Origin of the sequence: Pseudomonas sp. ML2-2023-3 (genome assembly GCF_037055275.1) — a bacterium.
In the GTDB taxonomy this organism is placed as follows: domain Bacteria; phylum Pseudomonadota; class Gammaproteobacteria; order Pseudomonadales; family Pseudomonadaceae; genus Aquipseudomonas.
In genome coordinates this window covers 4,605,073-4,627,383 of sequence record NZ_CP146343.1, presented here as the reverse complement: position 1 = coordinate 4,627,383, position 22,311 = coordinate 4,605,073, and the positions used below count along the sequence as shown (strand labels likewise).

At 61.0% G+C, this 22,311-nt stretch carries 21 protein-coding genes; 6 read left to right on the top strand and 15 right to left on the bottom strand.

Annotated elements, in window-relative coordinates:
* Positions 1–11: 11 nt before the first annotated feature.
* The 5 genes from V6P94_RS21345 to V6P94_RS21325 all read right to left on the bottom strand — a co-directional run bounded on the left by V6P94_RS21345 (position 12) and on the right by V6P94_RS21325 (position 5,143).
* Positions 12–896, bottom strand: a complete 885-nt coding sequence (locus V6P94_RS21345; protein ID WP_133077328.1) for an NAD(P)-dependent oxidoreductase — start codon at positions 894–896, stop codon at positions 12–14.
* Positions 893–2,263, bottom strand: coding sequence for an MFS transporter (locus V6P94_RS21340; protein ID WP_133077329.1), 1,371 nt, complete (start codon positions 2,261–2,263; stop codon positions 893–895). The genes V6P94_RS21345 and V6P94_RS21340 overlap by 4 nt, the downstream gene beginning before the upstream one ends.
* A gap of 151 nt (positions 2,264–2,414) precedes the next feature.
* Positions 2,415–3,389 carry a D-erythronate dehydrogenase gene (gene denD / locus V6P94_RS21335; protein WP_133077330.1) on the bottom strand — a complete coding sequence of 325 codons (975 nt, stop codon included), beginning with the start codon at positions 3,387–3,389 and terminating at the stop codon, positions 2,415–2,417.
* A gap of 38 nt (positions 3,390–3,427) precedes the next feature.
* The gene (locus V6P94_RS21330; protein WP_133077331.1) at positions 3,428–4,276 is read right to left on the bottom strand and encodes an ureidoglycolate lyase; all 849 of its coding nucleotides are present in this window, start codon (positions 4,274–4,276) and stop codon (positions 3,428–3,430) included.
* 126 nt (positions 4,277–4,402) lie between these two features.
* On the bottom strand, positions 4,403–5,143 hold the full coding sequence (locus tag V6P94_RS21325) for an SDR family oxidoreductase (protein ID WP_133077332.1): 741 nt from the start codon (positions 5,141–5,143) through the stop codon (positions 4,403–4,405).
* Between the two features lie 106 nt (positions 5,144–5,249).
* Here V6P94_RS21325 and V6P94_RS21320 point away from each other — a divergent pair, with 106 nt between their 5' ends.
* Both V6P94_RS21320 and V6P94_RS21315 read left to right on the top strand, forming a co-directional pair.
* Positions 5,250–6,206 carry a LysR family transcriptional regulator gene (locus V6P94_RS21320; protein WP_133077333.1) on the top strand — a complete coding sequence of 319 codons (957 nt, stop codon included), beginning with the start codon at positions 5,250–5,252 and terminating at the stop codon, positions 6,204–6,206.
* 116 nt (positions 6,207–6,322) lie between these two features.
* A complete protein-coding gene (locus tag V6P94_RS21315; RefSeq protein ID WP_326397509.1) occupies positions 6,323–7,591 on the top strand; it encodes an MFS transporter in 1,269 nt (422 codons plus the stop codon).
* Positions 7,592–7,712: 121 nt separating this feature from the next.
* Here the strand turns inward: V6P94_RS21315 and V6P94_RS21310 are convergent, their stop codons facing one another.
* The 9 genes from V6P94_RS21310 to V6P94_RS21270 all read right to left on the bottom strand — a co-directional run bounded on the left by V6P94_RS21310 (position 7,713) and on the right by V6P94_RS21270 (position 15,659).
* Positions 7,713–7,964, bottom strand: a complete 252-nt coding sequence (locus V6P94_RS21310) for a hypothetical protein (RefSeq protein ID WP_133077335.1) — start codon at positions 7,962–7,964, stop codon at positions 7,713–7,715.
* Positions 7,965–8,059: 95 nt separating this feature from the next.
* Positions 8,060–9,382 (bottom strand): MFS transporter, encoded by a 1,323-nt coding sequence (locus V6P94_RS21305; protein ID WP_219262045.1) that lies wholly within the window; start codon positions 9,380–9,382, stop codon positions 8,060–8,062.
* A 40-nt stretch (positions 9,383–9,422) separates the two neighbouring features.
* Complete coding sequence (gene fucP / locus V6P94_RS21300) at positions 9,423–10,658, bottom strand: L-fucose:H+ symporter permease (RefSeq protein ID WP_133077337.1); 1,236 nt, start codon at positions 10,656–10,658, stop codon at positions 9,423–9,425.
* A 56-nt stretch (positions 10,659–10,714) separates the two neighbouring features.
* A complete protein-coding gene (locus V6P94_RS21295) occupies positions 10,715–11,056 on the bottom strand; it encodes an L-rhamnose mutarotase (protein WP_133077338.1) in 342 nt (113 codons plus the stop codon).
* Positions 11,053–11,829: an SDR family oxidoreductase gene (locus tag V6P94_RS21290; RefSeq protein ID WP_338648665.1), complete on the bottom strand. Its 777-nt coding sequence runs from the start codon at positions 11,827–11,829 to the stop codon at positions 11,053–11,055. Before V6P94_RS21290 ends, V6P94_RS21295 begins: the two co-directional genes overlap by 4 nt.
* Positions 11,826–12,671 carry an amidohydrolase gene (locus tag V6P94_RS21285; protein ID WP_133077340.1) on the bottom strand — a complete coding sequence of 282 codons (846 nt, stop codon included), beginning with the start codon at positions 12,669–12,671 and terminating at the stop codon, positions 11,826–11,828. Before V6P94_RS21285 ends, V6P94_RS21290 begins: the two co-directional genes overlap by 4 nt.
* 24 nt (positions 12,672–12,695) lie before the next feature.
* Positions 12,696–13,973 (bottom strand): L-fuconate dehydratase, encoded by a 1,278-nt coding sequence (locus V6P94_RS21280; protein WP_133077341.1) that lies wholly within the window; start codon positions 13,971–13,973, stop codon positions 12,696–12,698.
* Between the two features lie 14 nt (positions 13,974–13,987).
* The gene (locus tag V6P94_RS21275; protein ID WP_133077342.1) at positions 13,988–14,836 is read right to left on the bottom strand and encodes a fumarylacetoacetate hydrolase family protein; all 849 of its coding nucleotides are present in this window, start codon (positions 14,834–14,836) and stop codon (positions 13,988–13,990) included.
* An 82-nt stretch (positions 14,837–14,918) separates the two neighbouring features.
* Positions 14,919–15,659 (bottom strand): SDR family oxidoreductase, encoded by a 741-nt coding sequence (locus tag V6P94_RS21270; RefSeq protein WP_133077343.1) that lies wholly within the window; start codon positions 15,657–15,659, stop codon positions 14,919–14,921.
* 241 nt (positions 15,660–15,900) lie between these two features.
* On the opposite strand from V6P94_RS21270, the gene V6P94_RS21265 reads away from it, so the two are divergent.
* Positions 15,901–16,662, top strand: a complete 762-nt coding sequence (locus V6P94_RS21265; RefSeq protein WP_326427268.1) for a FadR/GntR family transcriptional regulator — start codon at positions 15,901–15,903, stop codon at positions 16,660–16,662.
* Positions 16,663–16,783: 121 nt separating this feature from the next.
* Entirely contained in the window at positions 16,784–18,049 is a 1,266-nt protein-coding gene (locus tag V6P94_RS21260; RefSeq protein WP_338648664.1) for an EAL domain-containing response regulator, read from the top strand.
* Here V6P94_RS21260 and V6P94_RS21255 read toward each other — a convergent pair.
* Entirely contained in the window at positions 18,004–19,302 is a 1,299-nt protein-coding gene (locus V6P94_RS21255) for a histidine-type phosphatase (RefSeq protein ID WP_338648663.1), read from the bottom strand. The two genes, V6P94_RS21260 and V6P94_RS21255, sit on opposite strands and share 46 nt — an antisense overlap.
* A gap of 374 nt (positions 19,303–19,676) precedes the next feature.
* Here V6P94_RS21255 and V6P94_RS21250 point away from each other — a divergent pair, with 374 nt between their 5' ends.
* Entirely contained in the window at positions 19,677–20,918 is a 1,242-nt protein-coding gene (locus V6P94_RS21250; protein ID WP_338649463.1) for a glutamine synthetase family protein, read from the top strand.
* 64 nt (positions 20,919–20,982) lie between these two features.
* Positions 20,983–22,299: an MFS transporter gene (locus tag V6P94_RS21245; protein WP_338648662.1), complete on the top strand. Its 1,317-nt coding sequence runs from the start codon at positions 20,983–20,985 to the stop codon at positions 22,297–22,299.
* The last annotated feature ends 12 nt before the right edge of the window (positions 22,300–22,311 follow it).

Here is a 22,311-nt window from a genome sequence, read left to right as displayed (position 1 = left end):
GCTCCAGCAGATTATTCGGGCAAAGGGTTGTTGCGGCGCACTTGGCGGATCAGTCCGGCGTGGTCGAGTTCGCCGTCACCGGCCTCGACCATCGCTGCAAACAGACTGTCCACCAGGGTGCCCACGGGCAGGTTCAGGCCCAGCTTTTGCGCTTGGGCGAGGGCGGTCCGGGTGTCCTTGAGTTGCCACTTGGCCGGGCCGCCGGGGGTGAAGTCGTTGTTAAGCATGCGTTGGCCGTGTTGACGCCAGATCGGCGAATCGATGAAGCCCCCCATCAACGCTTCGTGGACTTTTGACGGGTCGGCGCCGCCGCGCTCGGCCAGCAGCAGGCCTTCGGCGACGGTGGCGATGGTGCTGGCGACAATCAACTGGTTGACCAGTTTGGACAGTTCGCCAGTGCCCGCCGGGCCGACGTGTACCGGGCGGCCCATGGCGGCCAGCACCTCGCGGCCTTGCTCGAAGGCCACGGTTTCACCACCGACCATGATCGCCAGGCTGGCTTCCCGCGCCCCACGCTCGCCCCCCGACACCGGGGCGTCGAGGTAGCGCAGGCCCCGTTCGGCACATAGCCGTGCCTGTGCGGCGGCGGTGTCGACCGGGATCGAACTCATCACAATCACCAGCGCACCCGGCGCCAAGGCCAGGGCAGCGCCGTTCTCGCCAAACAGCACCTCGTCGCAGGTCGGGCCATCGCTGAGCATGCAGATCAGCACCTGGGCGCCGTTTGCGGCATGCGCCGGGGCCTGAAAAGCCTCGGCACCTTGTGCCGCGAGTGCCTGCGCCCTGGCGGAAGAACGGTTCCATGCCCGCACCGGGAAGCCTGCGTGCAGCAGGTTGCGGGCCATGGGCTGGCCCATGATCCCGGTACCGATGAAGGCTACGGTTGGCAGGCTCATGCTTTGCCTCCAGCCGCCGGGACCATTTGCTCGCCAATCTGCGACACCTTGTTGCGTGGCATCAGCACCATGCCCAGGCCACCCAGGCCGACCAGTGCAGCAATCACCATGAAGCCTGGGGTGTAGCTGCCGGTGACGGTGAACAGATAGCCGGTCAGGTAAGGGCCGATAAAGCCGCTGAGGTTACCGATGGAGTTGATCAGGCCAATCCCCACGGCGGCCCCGACGCCCGTCAGTACTTGCCCCGGGACGGCCCAGAACACGTTGATCGCGCTGTAAACACCCATCGCCAGAAGGATGAAACCGACGACGATGATCCACGGCTGGTTGAGCCACAGCGCCACGGCAATGGACACGGCCGCGAGCATGGCGGCGCCGCCGGCATGCCAGTGACGTTCTTGCAGGCGATCAGAGCGACGGCTCCACCAGATCATCGCCACAGCGGCGACGGCGTACGGGATGGCGGTGATCAAGCCGTTCTGCATCAGGCCGATCTCCAGCCCGAACGAGCCACGGAACGAGGCCAGTACGGTGGGCATGAAGAAGTTCATCGCGTTGGAGCCCGACGTGATGCCGAAATACACCAGCGCCAGCAGCCATACCTGACGGTTGCACAGTGCCTTGCGGATCATCTGGCCTTTGGTCGGTTGAATGCCCACCACCAGCGGTTTGTTGCGCTCTTCCTGGGCCAGGGTGTTGATCAGCCAGTTGCGCTGTTTGTCGGTCAGCCAGTGAGCATCCGCCGGGTGGTCGGTGAGGTAGAAGTAGCACACCACACCGAGGATCACGGCCGGTACGGCCTCAACGATGTACATCAGGCGCCAGCCGACCAAGCCCCAGGCATCGCCCAGTTCCATCAGGCCTACCGACAGGGGCGCGCCGATGATTTGTGCAATGGGAACGCCCAGGTAAAAGGTAGCGATCATGCGGGCGCGGTAACGGCTCGGGAACCACAGCGACAGCAGGTAAATGACCCCCGGAAAGAACCCGGCCTCAGCGATACCCAGCAGTACGCGCAGGGAGACGAAGTGCACGGGCGTCTGCAAAAAGCCCATGGCCCCTGCGATGATGCCCCAGGTCACCATGATCCGTGCAATCCAGACACGGGCGCCGTAGCGGTGCAGCAGAATGTTGCTCGGCACTTCGAACATGAAGTAGCCGAGGAAGAAAATACCCGCGCCCAGGCCATAAATGGTCTGGCTGATGCCGATGTCTTCGTTCATCCGCAGTGCGGCGAACCCGACGTTGTTGCGGTCCAGGAAGGCGACCACAAACAGCAGGATAAGAAAGGGGATCATGCGTTTGGTAACGCGCTTGATCGTCTGTTGTTCGATGTCGGAGACATCGGGAAGTGGCGTTGTGGTCATATCGCACGGCCTCAGTTTTTATTGTTGTGTGTAACGCGAGCTTTTTTGCTTTTTGTGGGAGCGGGCTTGCTCGCGATAAAGGCGACGCGGTGTCACTGAACAACCGCATCGATCCCGTCGCGAGCAAGCCCGCACCCACAGAGGTGTGGGGTTATTTGGGGGCCGTATCCTCGATATGGGCGCGCACGATGGCGTCGAAGTCCGGGTCGGCGGTAAAGCCCAGTGCCCGGGCGCGAGGGGCCTGGACCTTGCTCGGCCAGCTTTCGACGATGCGCTGGATGGTGGCGTCCGGCTCCCAGCGAATCAGTTGGGTGACGTCCTCACCGGCGACCCGTTGCAGCGCCGAGACCATGTCCGCCACGGTGGTGGTCACACCCGGCAGCGGGATGATGCGTTCGTTGCCCAGGGTTTGCGGCGACAGGGTCATGCCCAGCAACATCGATTCGATAATGCGACGCGGCGAGGTCAGGTACACCTGGGTGTCCGGGCGCACCGGGCAGACGGCAGGCAGGCCTGCCAGCGGTTCGCGGATGATCGAGCTGAAGAAGGTCGATGCCGCTTTGTTCGGCTTGCCGGGGCGCACGGCCACCGTTGGCAGGCGCAGCACGCGGCCATCGACAAAGCCCTTGCGCGCATAGTCGGCCACCAGCAGTTCGCCCACGGCTTTTTGCATGCCGTAGGAGGACTGAGGGGTGAGTACGGTGTTGTCATCGACCACAGGCGGCAGCGTGCCGCCAAATACGGCGAAGCCGCTGGCATACACAAAGCGCGGTGCGTTGCCCTGTTTGCGCAGGGTTTCGAGCAGCAACATCAGGCCGTGAAGGTTGACCTGCATGCCGAGGTCGAAATCCGCCTCGGCAGCCGAGCTGACCACCGCTGCCAGGTGCCATACCAGATCCACGCCGTCAGTCACCCGGGCGATGACTTCAGGGTCAGCCACATCACCGGTCACCAGTTCGATGCGCGGATCACTGGGCAGGTCTTCGCCCGCAAAGGCATCAAACAGCACGATGCGTTCAATGGCACGAGGTGCCTGGCCTTCGAGGGTCAGGGTGTTCAGGTCAAGCAGACGCTGAGCCAGTTGCTTGCCGATAAAGCCGGTACCGCCGGTGATTAGAATTCTCATGTACAGCCCCTGTTTCTTATAGTTGTTTGAGCGGTGAATCAGTCGGCCTGCACGGTGCGCTGGCGCTGTTCGCCCAGGCCGCTGATGCCCAGGCGCATTTCCTGACCCGGGCGCAGATAGACCGGCGACGGCTTGACGCCCAGGCCCACACCCGGTGGCGTACCGGTGGAAATCACATCGCCTGGTTGCAGCGACATGCAGCGGCTCAGGTAGGCAATCAATGCCGGGATCTGGAACACCATCGTGCGGGTATTGCCGTTCTGGTAGCGCTGTCCATCTACCTCTAGCCACAGGTCGAGCTGGTGTGGATCGGTGATTTCATCACGGGTCACCAGCCACGGGCCGAGGGGGCCGAAGGTGTCGAACCCCTTGCCCTTGTCCCAGGTGCCGCCACGCTCCAGCTGCCATTCGCGTTCGGACACATCGTTGATCACGCAGTAACCGGCCACGTGTTCCAGTGCGTTGTGTTCGTTGATATTGCGGCCGCCCTTGCCGATCACCACGCCCAACTCGACTTCCCAGTCGGTCTTGGTCGAGTCGCGGGGAATTTCTACGTTATCGTTCGGGCCGCAGATGGCGCTGGTCCATTTACTGAACACCACCGGTTCCGACGGCACGGCCAGACCGGACTCTGCGGCGTGGTCCGCATAGTTGAGACCGATGCAGATGAACTTGCCGACCTGGCCGACACAGGCGCCGATACGGGGCGAACCACTGACCAGCGGCAGGGTGGCGGGGTCGATCTTGCTGAGTGCGGCCAGGCTTTCGGGGTTGAGCGCGGAGCCTGCGACATCGGCGATGTGCGCCGACACATCACGGATATTGCCTTGAGCATCCAGCAGACCGGGTTTTTCCTGACCTTTATCGCCGTAGCGCAGCAGTTTCATAAAAGCTCCTTTATCCAAATAAGAAGAGTGCAGCCATTTCCTGTAGCCGCTGCCGCAGGCCCTTCAAAAGCGGGGTAGCTGCGCTACCCATCGCAGCCTTCGGCAGCGACTACAGTGAGTCTGGTTTCAGTTGCTCATCCCGCCATCAATCACCTGGGTCGTGCCGGTGGTGTAACTGCTGGCATCGCTGGCCAGGTACAGCGCCAACCGGGCGATTTCTTCAGCGTTGCCAATGCGGCCCATGGGCTGGCGGTCGACGAAAGCCTGGTACACCTCGGCTTCGGAGCGCCCTTGCTCAAGTGCCTGCTGGGCGATGCGCTGGCGCAGCGACGGGGAGTCCACCGTGCCGGGGCAAATGGCGTTGCAGCGAATGCCCTGGCCTACGTAGTCGGCGGCCACCGATTTGGTCAGGCCGATCACGGCGGCTTTGCTGGCGGTGTAGGCAAAGCGGTTGGGCACACCTTTGACGCTGGAGGCCACCGAAGCCATGTTGATGATCGAGCCACCACCGTTGCTCAACATGCCTGGCAAGAAGGCACGGATCATCCGGTACATGGCCGTTACGTTGAGGTCGAAAGAGAATTGCCAGGCCTGTTCGTCGCACTCAAGGACGGCACCGCTGTGCACGTAACCGGCGCAGTTGAACAGCACGTCCACGTTGCCCACCTGTTGGCAGATCGCGTCAATGTCCGAGGCACGGGTCACGTCCAGAGACAGGGTTTGAATGCCGGGAATGTCGTGCAATGCTTCGATATGCAGGTCGGTGGCGATGACCTGAGCGCCGGCATCCCGAAAGGCCAGTACCGATGCGCGGCCTATGCCCTGCGCTGCAGCGGTGATCAGAACGCGTTTGTTGGCTAGGTTCATGACAAGAGTCCGTTGTTATTATTTGGCGCAACCCCTTCACACTAAAGTTGCTTTGCGATAATCGCCAATGAGATATTCTCAGGACTTAATAACCGGAGGTTATCGGATGGCGGATGTCGGGTTTAACCAACTGTGCAACTGGCTGCGGTTTCGCCATTTGGTGCTTATCGACACGCTGGCGCGCACGCAAAACATGCATGCCACCGCGCAGGAAATGAGCATCAGCCAGCCAGCAGTCAGCAAGATGCTGCGTGAGATCGAGCACCAATTGGGTTTCGACGTCTTTGCCCGTTTGCCGCGCAGCATGACGCTTACCGATCTGGGTACCCACGTGGCCCGGTTCGCCCAGATCGCGTTGAACGATACCGGCCAGTTCGTCAGCCAGATCAATCATCTGCGCCAGGGCGGGCATGGCCTGCTGAAGGTCGGCACTATCTATGCGGCAACGGCTCTGGCGGTGCCCGCGGCGATTGTGAGGGTCAAGCAGCAGTGGCCGTTGCTCACCGTGCAAGTGCTTGAAGGCACCAGTGCCAACATGCTGACCCTGCTTGAACACAAGGAACTGGACCTGGTGGTGGCCCGGTTTACCCTCGACCGTCACCGTGAACTGTTCGAGTTCCAGGCGCTGGCACCGGAGCCGTTGTGTCTGGTCACCGGCAGTCAGCATCCGTTGGCGGGGGCCAGCGAAGTCCCCCTGGCCGAACTCGGCAGTTGGCCCTGGGTGATTTACCCCACGGGCACACCGATGCGGGCGCGGGTAGAAAAAGCCTTTGTCGAGGCGGGTATGCAAACCCCTGAAAACACCGTGGAAACCGTGTCCCTGCAAACCACGATGCAACTGCTGCAAACAACGCCTGCGGTGGCCATGCTGGCGGAGTCGATGGTCGAGCCGGAAATCCAGGCCGGGCGCTTGACCCGTCTGGCGTTGCCGTTTCCCCTGGTACTGGCGGATTACGGCGTGATTACCCGGCGCAACGAAGTGCCTCAGTGGTCTGCCAAAGCCTTTATCGATGCCCTGTTAAGTGGTCCCGATGCCCTGCGCGGTGCTCGCCAGACATCTTGATAACCCTCAGTTATTAACTGATCCAATCATGTGATTGGGCACAGGCCAGATCGCCCTCTAAAGTGAGCGTCGCCCCACCTGCCGGGTAGGGGCGAAACCGCTCATGAGAGGCGCGAATGAGAACAATAAAAAGCTACAAGACGCTGACAATCTTCTTCCTGTTCCTGATTGGCGTGGTCAACTACCTGGACCGCAGTGCGCTGTCCATCGCCAACACCACTATCCAGAAAGACCTGGCCATCAGCCCGATGCAAATGGGCGTGATGCTCTCTGCATTTTCCATTGCCTACGCCTTCTCCCAACTCCCCCTCGGTGCCTTGATCGACAAGCTGGGCAGCAAGCTGGCACTGGGTGGCTCGCTGGTGGTGTGGTCGGTAGCGCAGGCGGCTTTCGGGCTATTCAGCAGCTACGGCCATCTGGTCGGGCTGAGGGTATTGCTGGGGATTGGCGAGGCACCGGTCTTTCCTTCGGCGGCCAAGGCCTTGTCGGAGTGGTTCGACACCCAGGAGCGGGGCACGGCAACCGGCTGGGTGTGGTCCTCGACCTGCATCGGGCCGTGCCTGGCGCCGCCTTTGTTGACCGTATTCATGGTGCATCTGGGCTGGCGCGGGATGTTCATCCTGACCGGTGTGATGGGCCTGTTACTGGCGGTGTGCTGGTTCAAGTTCTACAAAAGCAAAGCGCAATACATGGCCGAAACAGGCCGCGCAGAACCGGTACCGGTGCAGCAGGCCAAGGCGCCGAAAGTGCGCTGGACCTCGCTGTTCAAGGACCGCAATACATGGGGTGCATTCCTCGGGTTCATGGGCGTGATCTACATGATCTGGCTCAATCTCACCTGGCTGCCCGGCTACTTTGAGCGCGAGCATGGCCTGGACCTGTACCGCACGGCCTGGGTGATATCTCTGGCTTATCTGTTCGGCGCCTTGGGCACCATCGTCGCCGGCAAATGCTGCGACCGCCTGGTGGCGAGGGGCATGCGGGTACTGGCCAGCCGAAAACTGATGGTGATTCTGGGCCTGCTGGGCGGGGCGCTGTTTACCCTGATCGTGGCGTTTACCACCAACGTGGTGGCGTGCGTGATCCTGCTGTGCCTGACCATGTTCTTCATCAACATCTCCAGCGCCACGGCGTGGATGATCGTCAACACCATCGTGCCGTCGGAGCGTGTCGCTTCGTTTGGTTCGATCCAGAACTTTGGCGGTTATCTGGCGGGCTCCATAGCCCCGATCCTGACGGGGTTCAGCGTTCAGCAGAGCGGCTCGTTTTCTTCGGCATTCGTGATCAGTGCGGTGGTGGCTGCGTGTTCGGCTTTCGCCTACTTTGCGCTGCTCAAGGAGCCGAAAGCCCCGCAGGCACCGCAGGCTGCGTTTGTCCCCGCCTGACTGAGAGAGGGTTTGTTGGGAGCGGGCTTGCTCGCAATTCGGGCGACACGGTGTATCTGAACTACCGCGTCGATATCATCGCGAGCAAGCCCGCTCCCACGGGGGGGATAGGTGTTTACCGTTACAACCACGACTCGGTAATGCGTCGGTCCAGCTCTTCCCAGTCAGCCATGCCCAGCACCCGGGTGGTGTTCAGGCCGCGCAGGTAGCCCCGCAGTTGATGGGCGCTGGCGTGTCTATCGGCAGTGCGGGTGCTTTCGCTTTGGAGCGCCTCTTCATAAAGGCTCAGGTACTCGTTCACCCGGTCGCGGTACTCGGGCAGTACCGCTTCGCGAATCAGGTCGAAAGTTCTCAGTTTTTGATTGGTATTCACGGGTCACCCTTTGTGAGATTTCGGGCTGTTGTTTTGATTCCAACTGTTTCCCAATGTAGCTCACATGTGACCCGTGTTAATACCCGCCGCTGCGGTCAGCGTGTCGCAGGTGCTGTCACGGACGGTGAATCAACCTGGATGCCGGGTTCTTGTCCGGTTCTTGCACAGCGGATCAACATCAGCGCGCCCAGCAACGCCGTCCCGGCCAAAAAGTACATGCCTGCATGGGGGTTGTTGAAGTAGCCCTCGGCCCAGGTTTTGACCGTGGGTGCCAGGAAACCACCAAGGTTGCCCAGCGCACCAATCACCGCAATCCCGCTGGCCGCCGCCGCGCCGCCCAAAAAGCGGGTAGGCAGTGTCCAGAACAACGGTTGCACGGTAATAAAACCGGCGGCTGCCACGCAGAACGCCAAAATCACCAGTGGCAGGCTGCCACTCAATGTCGATCCCACCATGCCCACTGCCGCCAATGCCAGCATCAGCGCGGCGAAGCGGGTTTGCTGACCTGTGCGGTCGGCATGGCGAGTCACGATGTACAGCATGCACACGGTGGCAATCCACGGAATTGAAGTCAGTGCGCCGACTTTCAAGCCAATGCCGGTGCCCAGCAACTCGGCGATCCGCGTCGGCAGGTAGAACAGCACCCCATAGACGCTGACCTGTATCGTGAAATAGATCAGGGTGAAGTACAGCACCACCGGGTTGATCAGTGCCGCGCGCCACGACGAAGGGCCCTTGTTGGCCTTGAGCAGGTGTTCTTTTTCCAGTTCGTGTTCGATGACTGCCTTTTCTTCAGGGCTCAGCCACTTGGCGTCGCGGGGTTTGTCGGTCAGGTAGAAGAACGCAAACACGCCGATGATCGAAGCCGCGAGGCCTTCGGTCACAAACATCCATTGCCAGCCGGTGAGGCCGAATTGCGCGGTTTCCAGCAACCAGCCCGACACGGGCCCGCCCACCATCAGCGACACCGGTACGCCGAAATAGTAGATGCCGTAGGCCGAGCCGCGCTGGTTCTGCGGGAACCAGTAGGTCAGGTACAGCACCACCCCCGGCGACAGACCCGCTTCGGCCACGCCCAGCAAAAAACGCAGGATGTAAAAGCTGGTTTCGTCGTGGGCAAACATCATCGCCGCCGACACCAGCCCCCAGGTGACCATGATCCGGCTCAGCCAGATGCGGGCGCCGATCTTGTGCAGCATCAGGTTGCTGGGGACTTCGAACACCGCGTAGCCGATAAAGAAAATCCCCGCGCCTAACGCAAACGCTGCGTTGCTCAGGCCGGTGTCCGCCTGAAAGGCGTGTTTGGCAAAGCCGATGTTGGAACGGTCGATGATGGCCATCGCGAACATCAACGCGACAAAGGGCAGGATGCGCCAGCGAATTTTACTCAGCGCCTGTTGCAGGACGGGGTTGGACATGAGGTGCTCCGATTATTTTTTTTGTGGAGTACAACGGCATTTAAAGGGCTGGCTTGCCTCTGAGAGCACCACGGGCATAAGCCGCAACGATCACAAAGCAACCCATCGGCAGCAGGTAGGCCACGGCCGTGGAGGTGTGGTCGGCCACCAGGCCCATCACGTAGGGCAGCAGCGCGCCGCCGACAATGGCCATGATCATGAATGAGCTGCCGCGCTTGGTATGCGGCCCGAGGTTTTTCACGCCCATGGCAAACAGCGTCGGGAACATGATCGACATGAAGAAGAACGTCGCCACCAGCGCCACCACCGACAGGCCTTCAATCCCCGTTACCACCACCGCGCACAGCCCGACGTTGATCAATGCGTAGATCAGCAGCAGACGCTGGGCGTTGACGCGGCCCATCAGCCAGGTGCTGAAGAACCGGCCAAACATGAAGCTGAGCATCGCCACCGAGAGCAAATACGCGGCTTGCTGGCTGCTCATGTGTGCCCAGTGTTCGGTGACGTAGTTGATGAAAAAAGCACCCACGCCGACCTGGGCGCCCACATAGAAAAACTGGGTGATCACCCCTGTGACGAACTCGCGGTGCTGCCACAGGGTTTTGTGGTCGTGCTGCCCGGCTTGCACTTCCTGCTCGCGCAAGTCGGGCAACGGGGTGCGGGCGATCAGCACCGCCACCAGCAACACCAGCGCGGCAATCACCAGGTAGGTCATTTGCAGCGATTGGGTGGTGTCGGTGCTGTTGGCTCCACTGAAGAACAGTGCGCCGCCAATCAACGGTCCGAAGAACTGCCCCAGGCCGTTGAATGACTGTGCCAGGTTCAAGCGTCGCTCGGCACCGGCGGGCTCACCCAATACCGTGGCATACGGGTTGGCGGCGGTTTCCAGGCAACCCAGGCCGCAGGCGATTACAAACAGGGCGAACAGAAAGAACTGAAAGCTCTGTGCGGCAGCGGCTGGCATGAACAGCAGGGCGCCGGTGGCGTAGAGGCACAGGCCCAGCAAAATACCGGCCTTGTAGCCGTATCGGTCCATGATGAAGCCGGCAGGCAGGGCGATCAGAAAGTACGCCCCGAAGTACGCGCTTTGCAGCAGGCCCGACTGGGCCTTGCTGACGTGCAGGGTTTCCTGAAAGTGTTTGTTCAGTACATCGAGCAGGCCATAGGACAGCCCCCACAGGAAAAACAGGCAGGTCACCAGAATCAGTGCCCAGCGATAGGACGTAACCGCCCGGGTAAAGGACGGCTCTGCGACGTTCGAGTGCTTGAGTGACATGACGCATCTCCTTTTTATTGTTGTGTGCGACTTGCATGGTTCTGTGTGGAAGCGGGTCAGGATGAGTGTTTCAAACTGAATATCCGGCTCATTGGCGCCCATTTTTCATGGGGCAAGGTCCAGGGTGTGGGCTGTTGGAAGCGCCACATCAGTGCCTCCCATTCCTGCACCCTGGGGTCGCTGGCGCTGGCCCGTTCAAAAGCTTCAGTGCTGAAGCCGGGGGCGGTGTCCATGACCATGAACAACCGGGTGCCCAGGCGCCAGATCTGCATGTCCAGTACGCCGTGCTGGCGCAGGTGGGCGCTGATCTGCGGCCAGATGTGCCGGTGCAGGCGCTCGTACTCGGCGATCAATGCCGGGTCGTCCTTGAGGTCCAGCGCCAGGCACTGGCGAGTCATGTCAGCGCCCGGTCCAGGTGGGTGTAGCCACCGTCCACCACCAGCCATTGCCCGGTGGTGTGGGAGGCACGCGAGGACAGCAGAAACAGCACGCTGTCGGCGATCTCCGAGGCCGTGGTCATGCGTTGGCCGAAGGGGATTTTTTCGACGATGCTCGAAAGCTTGGCCTTCGGGTCGGCGAACGTGTCGATCCAGCGCTCATACAGTGGGGTCATGACTTCTGCCGGGATCACCGCATTGACCCGAATCCCGTCGGCCAGCAACGAAGTGGCCCATTCGCGGGTCAACGACAGTTGCGCGCCCTTGGCCGCGGTATAACCGCTGGTGCCGCCTTGCCCGGTGAGGGCCGTCTTGGAGCTGATGTTGACGATGGCCCCGCGAGTGGCCTTGAGCGCGTCGACACACAAGTGGGTCATCACGTAGTAATGGATGAGGTTCTTTTCCAGGGAATCGACAAAGGCCGAGCGCCCGGCCTCAAGGCCTACGCTGTCGTTGACCCCGGCGTTGTTGACCAGCCCGTCGATGCGTCCAAAGCGTTGCAGCACCGTCGCGACCGCTGCGCGGCAGGCGTCTTCGTCACGCAGTTCGACCTGGATGAACAGGCTCTGCGTACCGCGTAGATCCAGTTGCCGTGCCAGTTCATCGGACAGTGGGCTGTGACCGAAAATCACCGGTATCGCGCCTTCGTCGGCCAGCCCCAGGGAGATGGCCGCGCCAATCCCCGAACCGCCGCCAGTGACGATAAAAACCTTGTCTTGCAGATACAGATTCATGGAGTCGATCCCTCTATGTTGTAGACGCGGCACGCCGTGCCACCCCAAATGGCCGCGTCTTGCGACACGCTGGCGAGCACGTCGCAGGTGTGTGCGTATTCGCTGGCCAGCAGGCACACCGGCCAGTCGGAGCCGAACATCAAGCGGTCGGGGCCGAACAGTTCCAGTGCGGTGTGCAAATAAGGCGTCAGTTGCCCGCTGTGCCAGTCTTGCCAATGGGCTTCGGTGATCAGCCCCGACAGCTTGCAACTGACGTGGGGCAAGGCAGCCAGCGGCGCGAGCTGTTTGGCCCAGGCCTTTAAATGGTTGGCCTGCACATCGGGTTTGCCCAGGTGGTCGAGCACCAGATGATGCTGATCGTGTTGTCGGCACAGTGCCGTTGCCGCCCCCAGATCCTGGGCCTTGATCAGCACTTCATAGACCAGGCCCTGGCGCTGCAAGGTGCTCAGCCCCCGGTTGAACGCCGGGTTCTGCATGAACCCGGCCGGTGAGTCTTCGTCTTGCAGTTGATGCCGAAAACCACGCAATGCCGGTGCCTGCGCCCAGCGCTCCAGGGACTGTTCAAGATCCCCCGCGCACAGGTCGACCCAACCCACCACGGCGCGAATCCACGGGTAACGCTCAGCCAACAGCAACAATTGATCGGTTTCGCCGGTACAGGCCCGGGCCTGCACGGCAATGCAGCCGTCAAGCCCGGCCGCATCCAGCAGCGGGCGCAGGTCTTCAGGCTCAAAGTTGCGGCGCAAAGCGTCCATGCCGTGACCTATCCAGGGATAGCTGGCCGGGTCATAGCGCCAGAAGTGCTGGTGGGCATCGAGCCGTAGTGAGTGTAAGGACGACATTATTATTGTGCTCCGCCCGTGGGTTCAGCCCCGGTACCGATACTGCTCGCGGGACGCTGCTTTCATCTGGATCGAGAAGCCCGGCGCCTGGGGTGGCATATAGGCCGCGTTGCGAATCACGCACGGGTCTTCAAAGTGCTCATGCAGATGGTCGACAAACTCCACCACCCGGCCTTCGTGAGTCCCGGCGATGCACAGGTAATCGATCATCGACAGGTGCTGCACGTATTCGCACAAACCTACGCCACCCGCATGGGGGCACACGGGCAGGTTGTATTTGGCGGCCATCAGCATCACGGCCAGCACTTCATTGACCCCGCCGAGACGGCAGGCGTCGATCTGCACCACATCAATGGCTTCGCGCATGATCAGTTGCTTGAACACGATACGGTTCTGGCACATCTCACCGGTTGCGACCTTGACCGGGGTAACGCCCAGGCGGATCTTGCGATGACCTTCCACGTCGTCCGGGCTGGTGGGTTCTTCGATAAACCACGGGTTGGCAAATGACAGCTCGCGCACCCAGTCAATGGCCTCGTCCACTTCCCATACCTGATTGGCGTCGATCATCAACTGGCGATCCGGCCCCAACACCTCGCGTGCGATACGCACGCGGCGGATGTCGTCCTGCAGGTCATGGCCGACCTTCAGTTTGACGTGGCTGAAGCCTGCATCCACCGCCTCCTGGCACAGCCTGCGCAGTTTGTCATCGGCATAACCGAGCCACCCGGCCGAGGTGGTGTAGCAGGGGTAGCCGTCAGCTTCGAGCGAAGCCAGGCGCTCGGCCTTGCCCTGGGCGCGTTCGCGCAACAACGTGAGGGCTTGTGCCGGGGTTATGCAGTCGGTGATGTAGCGAAAATCAATGCAGCGCACCAGTTCTTCGGGGCTCATGTCGGCCACCAGGCGCCACACGGGTTTGCCTTCTGCCTTGGCCCACAGGTCCCAGGCGGCATTGACCACCGCGCCAGTGGCCAGGTGAATGGCGCCCTTGTCCGGGCCGATCCAGCGCAGTTGGCTATCGCTGGTGACGTGGCGCCAGAAGCGGCCCATGTCTTCGGCGATCCATTCCAGCTTCAACCCCACCAGCAGGCTGGACAGGGCCTTGATCGAGGCGCAGCAGATTTCATTGCCACGGCCGATGGTGAAGGTCAGGCCATGGCCTTCAAGGCCCGGGGTGTCGGTTTCGAGGATGACATAGGCCGCCGAGTAGTCCGGGTCCGGGTTCATCGCGTCAGAACCGTCGAGCGATTGCGAGGTGGGGAAGCGGATGTCTTCAACCCGTACGGCAGTAATCGTGGTCATGGTGCAGCTCCCTGTCAGTCGGCATTCACGGTGCGTTGCTGTTGTTCGCCCAGCCCGCTGATACCCAGGCGCATGGTCTGGCCTGCGCGCAGGTACACGGGTTCGGGCTTGATGCCCAGGCCGACACCTGGCGGGGTGCCGGTGGAAATCACGTCGCCCGGTTGCAGGCTCATGAACTGGCTGAGGTAGCTGATGATTTTCGGGATCTGGAAAATCATCGTCCGCGTGTTGCCGTTCTGGTAGCGCTTGCCGTCCACTTCCAGCCACAGGTCGAGCTGGTGCGGGTCGGCGATTTCATCACGGGTCACCAGCCACGGCCCAAGCGGGCCGAAGGTGTCGCAGCCCTTGCCTTTGTCCCAGGTGCCGCCCAGCTCCAGCTGGAACTCACGCTCGGACACGTCGTTGATCACGCAATATCCAGCCACATGCTCAAGGGCATCGCTTTCGCTGATGTAGCGACCGCCTTTGCCGATGACCACGCCCAGTTCGACTTCCCAGTCGGTTTTGCGCGAGTTGCGCGGGATTTCAACGTTGTCGTTGGGGCCGACAATGGCGCTGGTCCATTTGCTGAACACCACAGGCTCGGCGGGGATGGCGGCGCCGGTTTCGGCAGCATGGTCGGCGTAGTTGAGGCCGATGCAGATAAATTTGCCGACCTGACCAACGCAGGCGCCGATACGTGGGGAGCCCTCAACCAGTGGCAGGGTCGAGGGGTCGATATCTTGCAGGCGGGCAATGCTTTCGGGGCTCAGGGTTTGGCCTGCGATGTCTGCGACCACTGCGGACAAGTCGCGCAGTTGACCGTTGTTGTCGAGCAGGGCAGGGCGTTCCTGACCTTTGTCACCGTAGCGCAGCAGTTTCATAAACAATCCTTTTTGGAAGGGGTAGGGCCCTGTGGAAGCGAGCAAGCCCGCTCCCACGAGAGCAAAGTCAAAAGCGATGGCGTCAGTTGCTCCAGCCGCCATCAATGATTTGTGCCGTGCCGGTGGTGAAGCCGCTGGCACTCGATCCCAGGTACAGCGCCAACTGGGCGATTTCTTCGGCGGTGCCGATGCGGCCCATGGGCTGGCGCGCAGCAAAGGCGGCGTACACCTCGTCGACACTGCGGCCTTCGCGCAGAGCCTGTTCGCTGATGCGCTGGCGCAGGGAAGGGGAGTCGACGGTGCCGGGGCAGATGGCGTTGCAACGGATGTTCTGGCTCACAAAATCAGCCGCCACTGAACGGGTCAGGCCAATGACCGCGCCTTTGCTGGCGCAGTAGGCAAAGCGGTTGGGCACGCCTTTGACGCTGGAGGCCACCGAGGCCATGTTGATGATCGAACCGCCGCCGTTGCCCAGCATGCCCGGCAAGAAAGCGCGGATCATGCGGTACATGGCGGTCACGTTGAGGTCCAGGGCGAAGCTCCAGTCCTTTTCGCTGCATTCCAGAATATTGCCGCTGTGAACCACGCCCGCGCAGTTGAACAGCACATCCAGCGGGCCAAGTGTTTTGGCCAGGCGCTCGATGGCAGCGGCGTCGGTGACGTCCAGAAGATGAGTGTGCGCGCCTTCAAGGGCGTCGAGGGCGGCGGCATTGATGTCGGCGGCGAAGACTTCGGCGCCAGCGGCGAGATACGCCTGGACACTGGCCTGGCCAATACCCTGAGCGGCCGCAGTGATCAGCACGCGTTTGCCGGAAAGATCCATGGGGGCTCCATTGCGATGTTGTTGTTTTTGTCGTTATAGGCCTAATGGTCAGGCCATTGCGGGCGTAACAAATGGCAAAACGACGCAAGTGTGTGGATAAGGTTTGCTATGATCGCTTTACGTTATCCGTCCAATGGTCAGGCCATTGGTCCTTTTGTAGCATGCACCTCAAGCTTCAACAAGCGCCTTTTTTTGCCAAACGAGCTTGTCGAAGGCTGTCCTTACCAGAGCTTATTTCCTGATGCCATTTCAAGTTATTGATAATCAAAGGCTTTATCGGCAAATCGCTGATCAGCTACGGGCCTTGATCGACAGCGGTGAATTTCCGCCGGGCAGCCGCTTGCCGGCTGAGCGGGAGTTGGCCAAGTTGCTGGGCGTGAGTCGCGCTTCGGTGCGCGAGGCGATGATTGCGCTGGAAGTCATCGGCCTGGTGGATGTGCGCGTGGGTAACGGAGTGCTGGTCTGTGAGCCTCCGGTGCAGGCGGTGTCCGATGAGCCGGTGATGGCCCAGGCCACCCGCAATCAGTGGAAAGAACTGGACCCCGAACTGGGCATCGAAGTTGATTTCAGCGCTGAAATCCCGCCGTTCGCCTTGCTTCAGGCCCGGCGCCTGATCGAGCCCGAGGCCGCTGCACTGGCGGCGGTGAATGCCAGTGACGAAGAATTGGCGGGCATCCGCGAGGCGTTCGAACGCAACGTGCAGGACAATCGCGAAGACTCCCATACCCACCCGGGCGACCGCCTGTTCCATATCCGCATCGCCCAGGCCTCGGACAACCCGGCCTATGCGCTGATGATCCAGCATTTGCTGGGGCACCGTTACGGCAGCATGTTCCAGCGTTTGCAAAGCCATTACACCCCGGACGACATGATTCATCGTTCGGAAAATGAACACCGGCGCGTGCTGCAAGCGCTGGAGCAGCACGACCCGGACGCTGCGCGTCAGGCCATGGCCGAGCACCTGGATGAGGTGATCCGCATCTTCACCCGCAGTGCTCGCTGACGCTCAATCGACAGCCGGGTCGGCTTGGGATAATTCCTACGTTTAAGGGGAAATTTCCTAGGTAACTATCCTGTTGTCTCCGGGACAATTGACCTACACCGTTTTTCGATGGGTCAACCTGATGTCTGGTCATTCACTGCGTATCCTGATTTTGGAAGATGACGACTTCCAGCGCGCCGTAGCGGTGAGCCTGTTTCGCTCGCTGGGCTGTCATGAAGTGTTTGAGGCCAGTGATGGCAGTGAGGCGCTGGCGGTTCTTGAGCAGGCAGGTGCGGTGGATATCGCCGTGTGCGATTTGCAGATGGAAGGCATGGACGGTCTGGCCTTTTTGCGCCGGGTGGGCAAGTCGGGGCAAGCCAAAGCCATCATCATCAGCAGTGCCCTGTCGGCTGACTTGCGCCGCACGGCGCGTCAGATCGTTACCCTTTTGGGGTTGGAGTTGCTGGGTGATGTCGGCAAGCCGCTGCACGCCGAAGTGCTTGGGCCTCTGCTGGCAAAGTATCAGGGCGCCTGCACCACCGAGAAAACGCCCGGCAGTAAGGTGCAACTGGCCTGTGAAGACGAGGTGCGCCAGGCCCTGGCCCTGCAGCAACTGCAGGCCTGGTACCAACCCAAGTTCAACCTGCAGACCGGCGAGGTGTGTGGTGTTGAGGTGCTGTGTCGCTGGCAGCACCCGAGTAAAGGGGTGCTGCCCCCGGCCATGTTTATCCCGGTGCTGGAGCGCTGCGGGTTGATGGACGACATGTTGTTTGCCCAACTGGATCAGGCGTTGAGACTGCAAGAGCAAGCCAGGATTCAGGGCTTTCCCTTGAACATGGCGTTCAACCTGCAAACCGTGCAATTGGCCAATAACCAGCTGACTTACACCCTCAAGGGCATCCTGACCCGGCATGCGACGCCAGGCTCCAGGCTGACCTTCGAACTGACCGAGAACGGACTGCTGCAAGCGCCGGCCGCCAGCCTGGAGAACCTGGTACGCCTGCGAATGATGGGCTGCCGGTTATCGATCGACGACTTTGGAACCGGGTTTTCCTCGCTGCAACGGCTGTGTCAGTTGCCATTTAATGAAATCAAGCTCGACGCCGGGTTTGTTCGCCACCTGGAGCATGAACCGCGCTGCGAAGCGGTGATCGCCAACACCCTGGCCCTGGGTAAAACCCTGGGCCTGTCGGTGGTCATTGAAGGGATCGAAACCGAGGCCCAGTTTCAGCGCTTGCTGACAATGGGGTGCGTTGAAGGGCAGGGCTACTGGTTTGCACGACCCATGAGCGGACAGGACTTGCTGCACTGGTTGCAACAACGTGAAGCCAGTCCTGGCGCTGAGGTTTCAACGGCGCCGGATCACTCGAATGAGTACGGCGTCAGTGCAGTCGGGTCGATGTTCTGATCCACGGTGGCCATCGCATCCTTGAGCGGGCAAAGCAGGCCGACGCTGGTTTTACGGCAGTCCCCGGCGCTGTTGAAATCACGCTTGAGCGGTTTTTGGGCGCCGGTCAGCTGCGTCAGGTTGCGGATCTGATCCATTGACTGCGCCTCAAAGGCAATGCGCAGAAAGTACTCGCCGGTTTTGACTTCCTTGTAGCGTTCAAACTGCAGCGTACCGACGGGCGGGATATTGTTCTCGATGTAGTCCCCCAGCTTCCAGCCGAAGCCGAGCATGGTGCGCAGGTAGGCGATATTGGTGTCGTGGGCCACGAGCAGCATCAGCGGCACATCAGGCGGGATGCTTTGCCCGTCTTTTTGGGCCAGCGGGGTGCCTTGCTTGAGTTCCAGCGAAATCTGGTTCATCAGCTCTGACGCACCGCGACTGGCGATATAGGGGATGTCATTGAGGTAGTCGTACTTGGCTTTGGTCAGCACCATCAGGCTGGACACTTGGGCTGCGGTACGACCGTTGCCGAACGCGACTTTATCCAGTGGCAAGCCCTGGCTGTATTCCAGGCGGAACACTTCGCCCATGTTGGCGCCCGCGCTCAGGCCCTTGATCGAGAAGCGGCCCTTGGCGTTTTGTTCAAGGGTCCAGGCTTGTTTGCCATAGGGGCAGTCAGCCCCGGGCAGGCAGGCGACTTCCCTGAGTTTTTCTTCAAAGGGTTGGTAGCGCGCCTGTGCCGCTTCGACGCTGCCCCCCAGGGCTTTGAGGATTTCGGCTTTGGCTTTCACCGGGTCAAGGGCGGCAAAGGGCATTTCATTGGCCTGGAACAAGGCGTCCTGATTGCCGCTGACATAGGTCGGTTGCAGCCCGCAGCCGGGGAACATGCCATCGAGCAGGGCCTGTGCGGTGGCCTTGGTGCGCTGCAGGGGGCTGGCGTGTACCAGCAACTGGCTGGCATCCGGGCAACCCTTGGGGATCAGTCCGGCGGTGCGCAGTACCTCCCCGCGGTAGCGGCCCATTTCGACAGCACCGGTATAGCCGTGGCCGGTCAAGTTGCCCAAGGGTACAAGCCAGGTTGGCCATTGACGCTGAGTGACGGAGGTCAGCAGTTTTTCATTGGATTGGGTGGGAGGTCGCACGCCATGACGGCTGATTTGCACGACTTTATCCAGCACATAGCCATCGCTTGTGGGGGTTTGGGCGAAGGCTGCAGGGCTGAGCAGGCTGGCCAGCAGCAGGCTGGTAAAAAGAGGGGGCAACGGCTTCATCGTTTTTCCTTTTGGTCTTCCTGACACGGTGGGCAAAGAGCTTAGACAGTTATCGGGTAAAAACCGCACAACCTGGCGTATTGGCTCTGTGGGAGCGGGCTTGCTCGCGATAGTATCGACGCGGTGTACCTGGTGGACCGCGCCGCCTGAATCGCGAGCAAGCCCGCTCCCACAATGCCGATACGGTCCATCATCAGCGACTACACAAATCTGGAGCAGGTGCGTATTTTGTACCCATTGCCCTCAGTGGCCTGCACAACAAGGAACGTGTCATGACGAGCGATGGCCAGGGCTCACTCGCACAGCGATTGGCGGGTATTGATGAGGTTGAGTGCGTCACGCCCGATCTCAATGGCGTACCCCGTGGCAAGGTGATGACCGCTGCGGGATTTCTCGAAGGTCGGCGCTTGCAGATGGCCCGTGGCGTGCTGTTGCAATGCATCATGGGCGGCTACCCCGAGTCGCGTTTCTATGGCAGCGACGATGGCGACCTGGCCCTGGTGCCAGACCTTGCCCAACTCCATCGCTTGCCCTGGAGTCAGCAACCCCGTGCCCTGGCCATTTGTGACGCCGATGAGTTCAGCGGTGAAAGCTCGGCGTTGTCGACGCGAGGTCAGTTGAAGGCCGTTATCGCCCGTTATGCGGCCCGCGGTCTGGAGCCGGTGGTGGCGACTGAGCTCGAGTTCTTTGTGTTTGCGCCCAACACCGATCCGACCCAGCCATTCCGTCCGCCTGTGGGGCTCGATGGTCGTCCTGAAGAAGGTTTTTCTGCGTTCAGCATCAGCTCCAATAACGGCTTGCGGCCTTTTTTCAGCGAGGTCTACGCATGCATGGCGGCACTGGGCTTGCCGCGCGACACCTTTATGCACGAGATGGGCGTCAGTCAGTTTGAAATAAACCTGCTGCACGGTGATCCGCTGCTGCTCGCCGACCAGACGTTTTTGTTTAAGCATTTACTCAAGGAAGTCGCCCTCAAGCATGGACTGACCGTTGTGTGCATGGCCAAGCCACTGGCCCACACCGCCGGCAGCTCGATGCACATTCACCAGAGCGTGGTGGAGCTGGGCAGCGGTCGTAATGTGTTCAGCGACGAGGCGGGGCAGCCGACGGCCGCCTTTCGCCACTTTATCGGTGGGCAGCAGGCAGGCATGGCTGACTTCACGGCGCTGTTTGCGCCCAACGTCAATTCCTATCAGCGTCTGTTCCACCCCTATGCCTCGCCGAACAATGCGTGCTGGTCCCACGATAACCGTGCTGCAGGCCTTCGGATCCCGGCCAGCTCACCCGTGGCGCGGCGGGTTGAAAACCGTTTGCCGGGCGCTGACGCCAATCCGTATCTGGCCATTGCCGCCAGCCTTGCGGCAGGGTTATATGGCATTGAGCATGAGCTGGAACCGAGCGCTGCGATTCAGGGCGAATTCGAAGTGCCCCCGGCGCTGTCATTGCCCTGTACCTTGCATGCAGCCCTTGATCGCCTCAAGCGCAGTCAGTTGGCGATTGAACTGTTCGGGGTGGAGTTCATCGAAGGTTACGTTGCGTCCAAGACGCTGGAACTTACCAGCTTCCATGACGAAATAACTCCCTGGGAGCGTCGCGTTCTGGCGGCTCAGGCTTAACTGTTTAAATCTGTGGCACCGGGCCTTGCCCGGCTGCAGATACAAGGAGCCGCACGGAAAGCCAATGCACCAAATCTGGAAGTCTTTTCGAGCGTTGTACTTTGCCTCGCTGATGATGTTGATCGGCTCTGGCCTCTTGAGTACCTATCTGGCGCTGCGCCTGGCGGCCGACAACGTTGACGGCCTGTGGGTCGGCGCGTTGATGGCGGCCAACTATTTTGGCCTGGTCCTGGGCGGCAAGATCGGCCACCGGCTGATTGCCCGGGTCGGGCATATCCGTGCCTACGCCACCTGCGCCGGTATTGTCGGTGCGGCGGTGCTGTGTCACGGGCTGACGGACTGGTTGCCGGTATGGTTGCTGCTGCGGGTGATCGTCGGTCTGGGCATGATGTGCCAGTACATGGTCATCGAAAGCTGGCTCAATGAGCAGGCCGATGCCAAGCAGCGAGGCGTGGTGTTCAGCCTGTACATGATCGCTTCCTATCTGGGCCTGGTGCTCGGCCAATTGATCCTGGTGATCCATCCGGCCCTGGGGCTCGAATTGCTGATGGTTGTGGCGTTGTGCTTTGCCCTGTGCCTGGTGCCCGTGGCCATGACCCGACGTATTCACCCGGCGCCCCTGCACCCCGCACCGATGGACCCCAAGTTTTTTATCAAGCGTGTACCCCAGTCGTTGATCGCGGTGATGGGCGCGGGCCTGCTGGTGGGTTCGTTCTACGGTCTGGCGCCGCTTTATGCCTCGCAGCAGGGGCTGTCGACCGAGCTGGTCGGTCTGTACATGGGTAGCTGTATTTTTGCCGGGTTGCTGGTGCAGTGGCCATTGGGCTGGTTGTCCGACCGCTATGACCGGCCGTTGCTGATCCGCATCTTCGCCTTCTTGCTGGCGCTGGCCGCATTGCCGCTGGCGATCCTGCCGTCGGTACCGCTGGAGGTGCTGTTTGTGGCCGGTGGCATGGCGGCGTTGATGCAGTTTTGCATCTATCCGCTGGCCGTGGCATTTGCCAATGACCACATTGAGCCGGAGCGTCGCGTGTCGCTGACCGCCATGTTACTGGTGACCTACGGCATTGGGGCGAGTGTGGGCCCGCTGGTGGCGGGGGTTCTGATGAAGGTGCTTGGCAGCCACATGCTCTACGCCTTTTTCAGCGTGGCGGGTTTGATCCTGGTGTGGCGAATTCGCCCGAATGCAGTGACCAACCTGCACCAGGTCGATGATGCGCCGCTGCATCACGTGGCAATGCCTGACAGCATGTCCAGTTCACCGCTGGTAGCGGCGCTTGACCCGCGGGTGGATGAGCAGGTGGTGCAGGAGCAGATGGTGGATAACGTGGAGCCGGAACCGGAACCGGAGCCAGAACCCAAGCCAGAACCCAAGCCCTAGACACTTTCCCTG

Excerpts from the sequence above, each read along its gene's own strand:
- V6P94_RS21345 (WP_133077328.1), bottom strand. The coding sequence starts at position 896 with ATGAGCCTGCCAACCGTAGCCTTCATCGGTACCGGGATCATGGGCCAG.
- V6P94_RS21340 (WP_133077329.1), bottom strand. The coding sequence starts at position 2,263 with ATGACCACAACGCCACTTCCCGATGTCTCCGACATCGAACAACAGACG.
- denD (WP_133077330.1), bottom strand. The coding sequence starts at position 3,389 with ATGAGAATTCTAATCACCGGCGGTACCGGCTTTATCGGCAAGCAACTG.
- V6P94_RS21330 (WP_133077331.1), bottom strand. The coding sequence starts at position 4,276 with ATGAAACTGCTGCGCTACGGCGATAAAGGTCAGGAAAAACCCGGTCTG.
- V6P94_RS21325 (WP_133077332.1), bottom strand. The coding sequence starts at position 5,143 with ATGAACCTAGCCAACAAACGCGTTCTGATCACCGCTGCAGCGCAGGGC.
- V6P94_RS21320 (WP_133077333.1), top strand. The coding sequence starts at position 5,250 with ATGGCGGATGTCGGGTTTAACCAACTGTGCAACTGGCTGCGGTTTCGC.
- V6P94_RS21315 (WP_326397509.1), top strand. The coding sequence starts at position 6,323 with ATGAGAACAATAAAAAGCTACAAGACGCTGACAATCTTCTTCCTGTTC.
- V6P94_RS21305 (WP_219262045.1), bottom strand. The coding sequence starts at position 9,382 with ATGTCCAACCCCGTCCTGCAACAGGCGCTGAGTAAAATTCGCTGGCGC.
- fucP (WP_133077337.1), bottom strand. The coding sequence starts at position 10,658 with ATGTCACTCAAGCACTCGAACGTCGCAGAGCCGTCCTTTACCCGGGCG.
- V6P94_RS21295 (WP_133077338.1), bottom strand. The coding sequence starts at position 11,056 with ATGACTCGCCAGTGCCTGGCGCTGGACCTCAAGGACGACCCGGCATTG.
- V6P94_RS21290 (WP_338648665.1), bottom strand. The coding sequence starts at position 11,829 with ATGAATCTGTATCTGCAAGACAAGGTTTTTATCGTCACTGGCGGCGGT.
- V6P94_RS21285 (WP_133077340.1), bottom strand. The coding sequence starts at position 12,671 with ATGTCGTCCTTACACTCACTACGGCTCGATGCCCACCAGCACTTCTGG.
- V6P94_RS21280 (WP_133077341.1), bottom strand. The coding sequence starts at position 13,973 with ATGACCACGATTACTGCCGTACGGGTTGAAGACATCCGCTTCCCCACC.
- V6P94_RS21275 (WP_133077342.1), bottom strand. The coding sequence starts at position 14,836 with ATGAAACTGCTGCGCTACGGTGACAAAGGTCAGGAACGCCCTGCCCTG.
- V6P94_RS21270 (WP_133077343.1), bottom strand. The coding sequence starts at position 15,659 with ATGGATCTTTCCGGCAAACGCGTGCTGATCACTGCGGCCGCTCAGGGT.
- V6P94_RS21265 (WP_326427268.1), top strand. The coding sequence starts at position 15,901 with ATGCCATTTCAAGTTATTGATAATCAAAGGCTTTATCGGCAAATCGCT.
- V6P94_RS21260 (WP_338648664.1), top strand. The coding sequence starts at position 16,784 with ATGTCTGGTCATTCACTGCGTATCCTGATTTTGGAAGATGACGACTTC.
- V6P94_RS21255 (WP_338648663.1), bottom strand. The coding sequence starts at position 19,302 with ATGAAGCCGTTGCCCCCTCTTTTTACCAGCCTGCTGCTGGCCAGCCTG.
- V6P94_RS21250 (WP_338649463.1), top strand. The coding sequence starts at position 19,677 with ATGACCGCTGCGGGATTTCTCGAAGGTCGGCGCTTGCAGATGGCCCGT.
- V6P94_RS21245 (WP_338648662.1), top strand. The coding sequence starts at position 20,983 with ATGCACCAAATCTGGAAGTCTTTTCGAGCGTTGTACTTTGCCTCGCTG.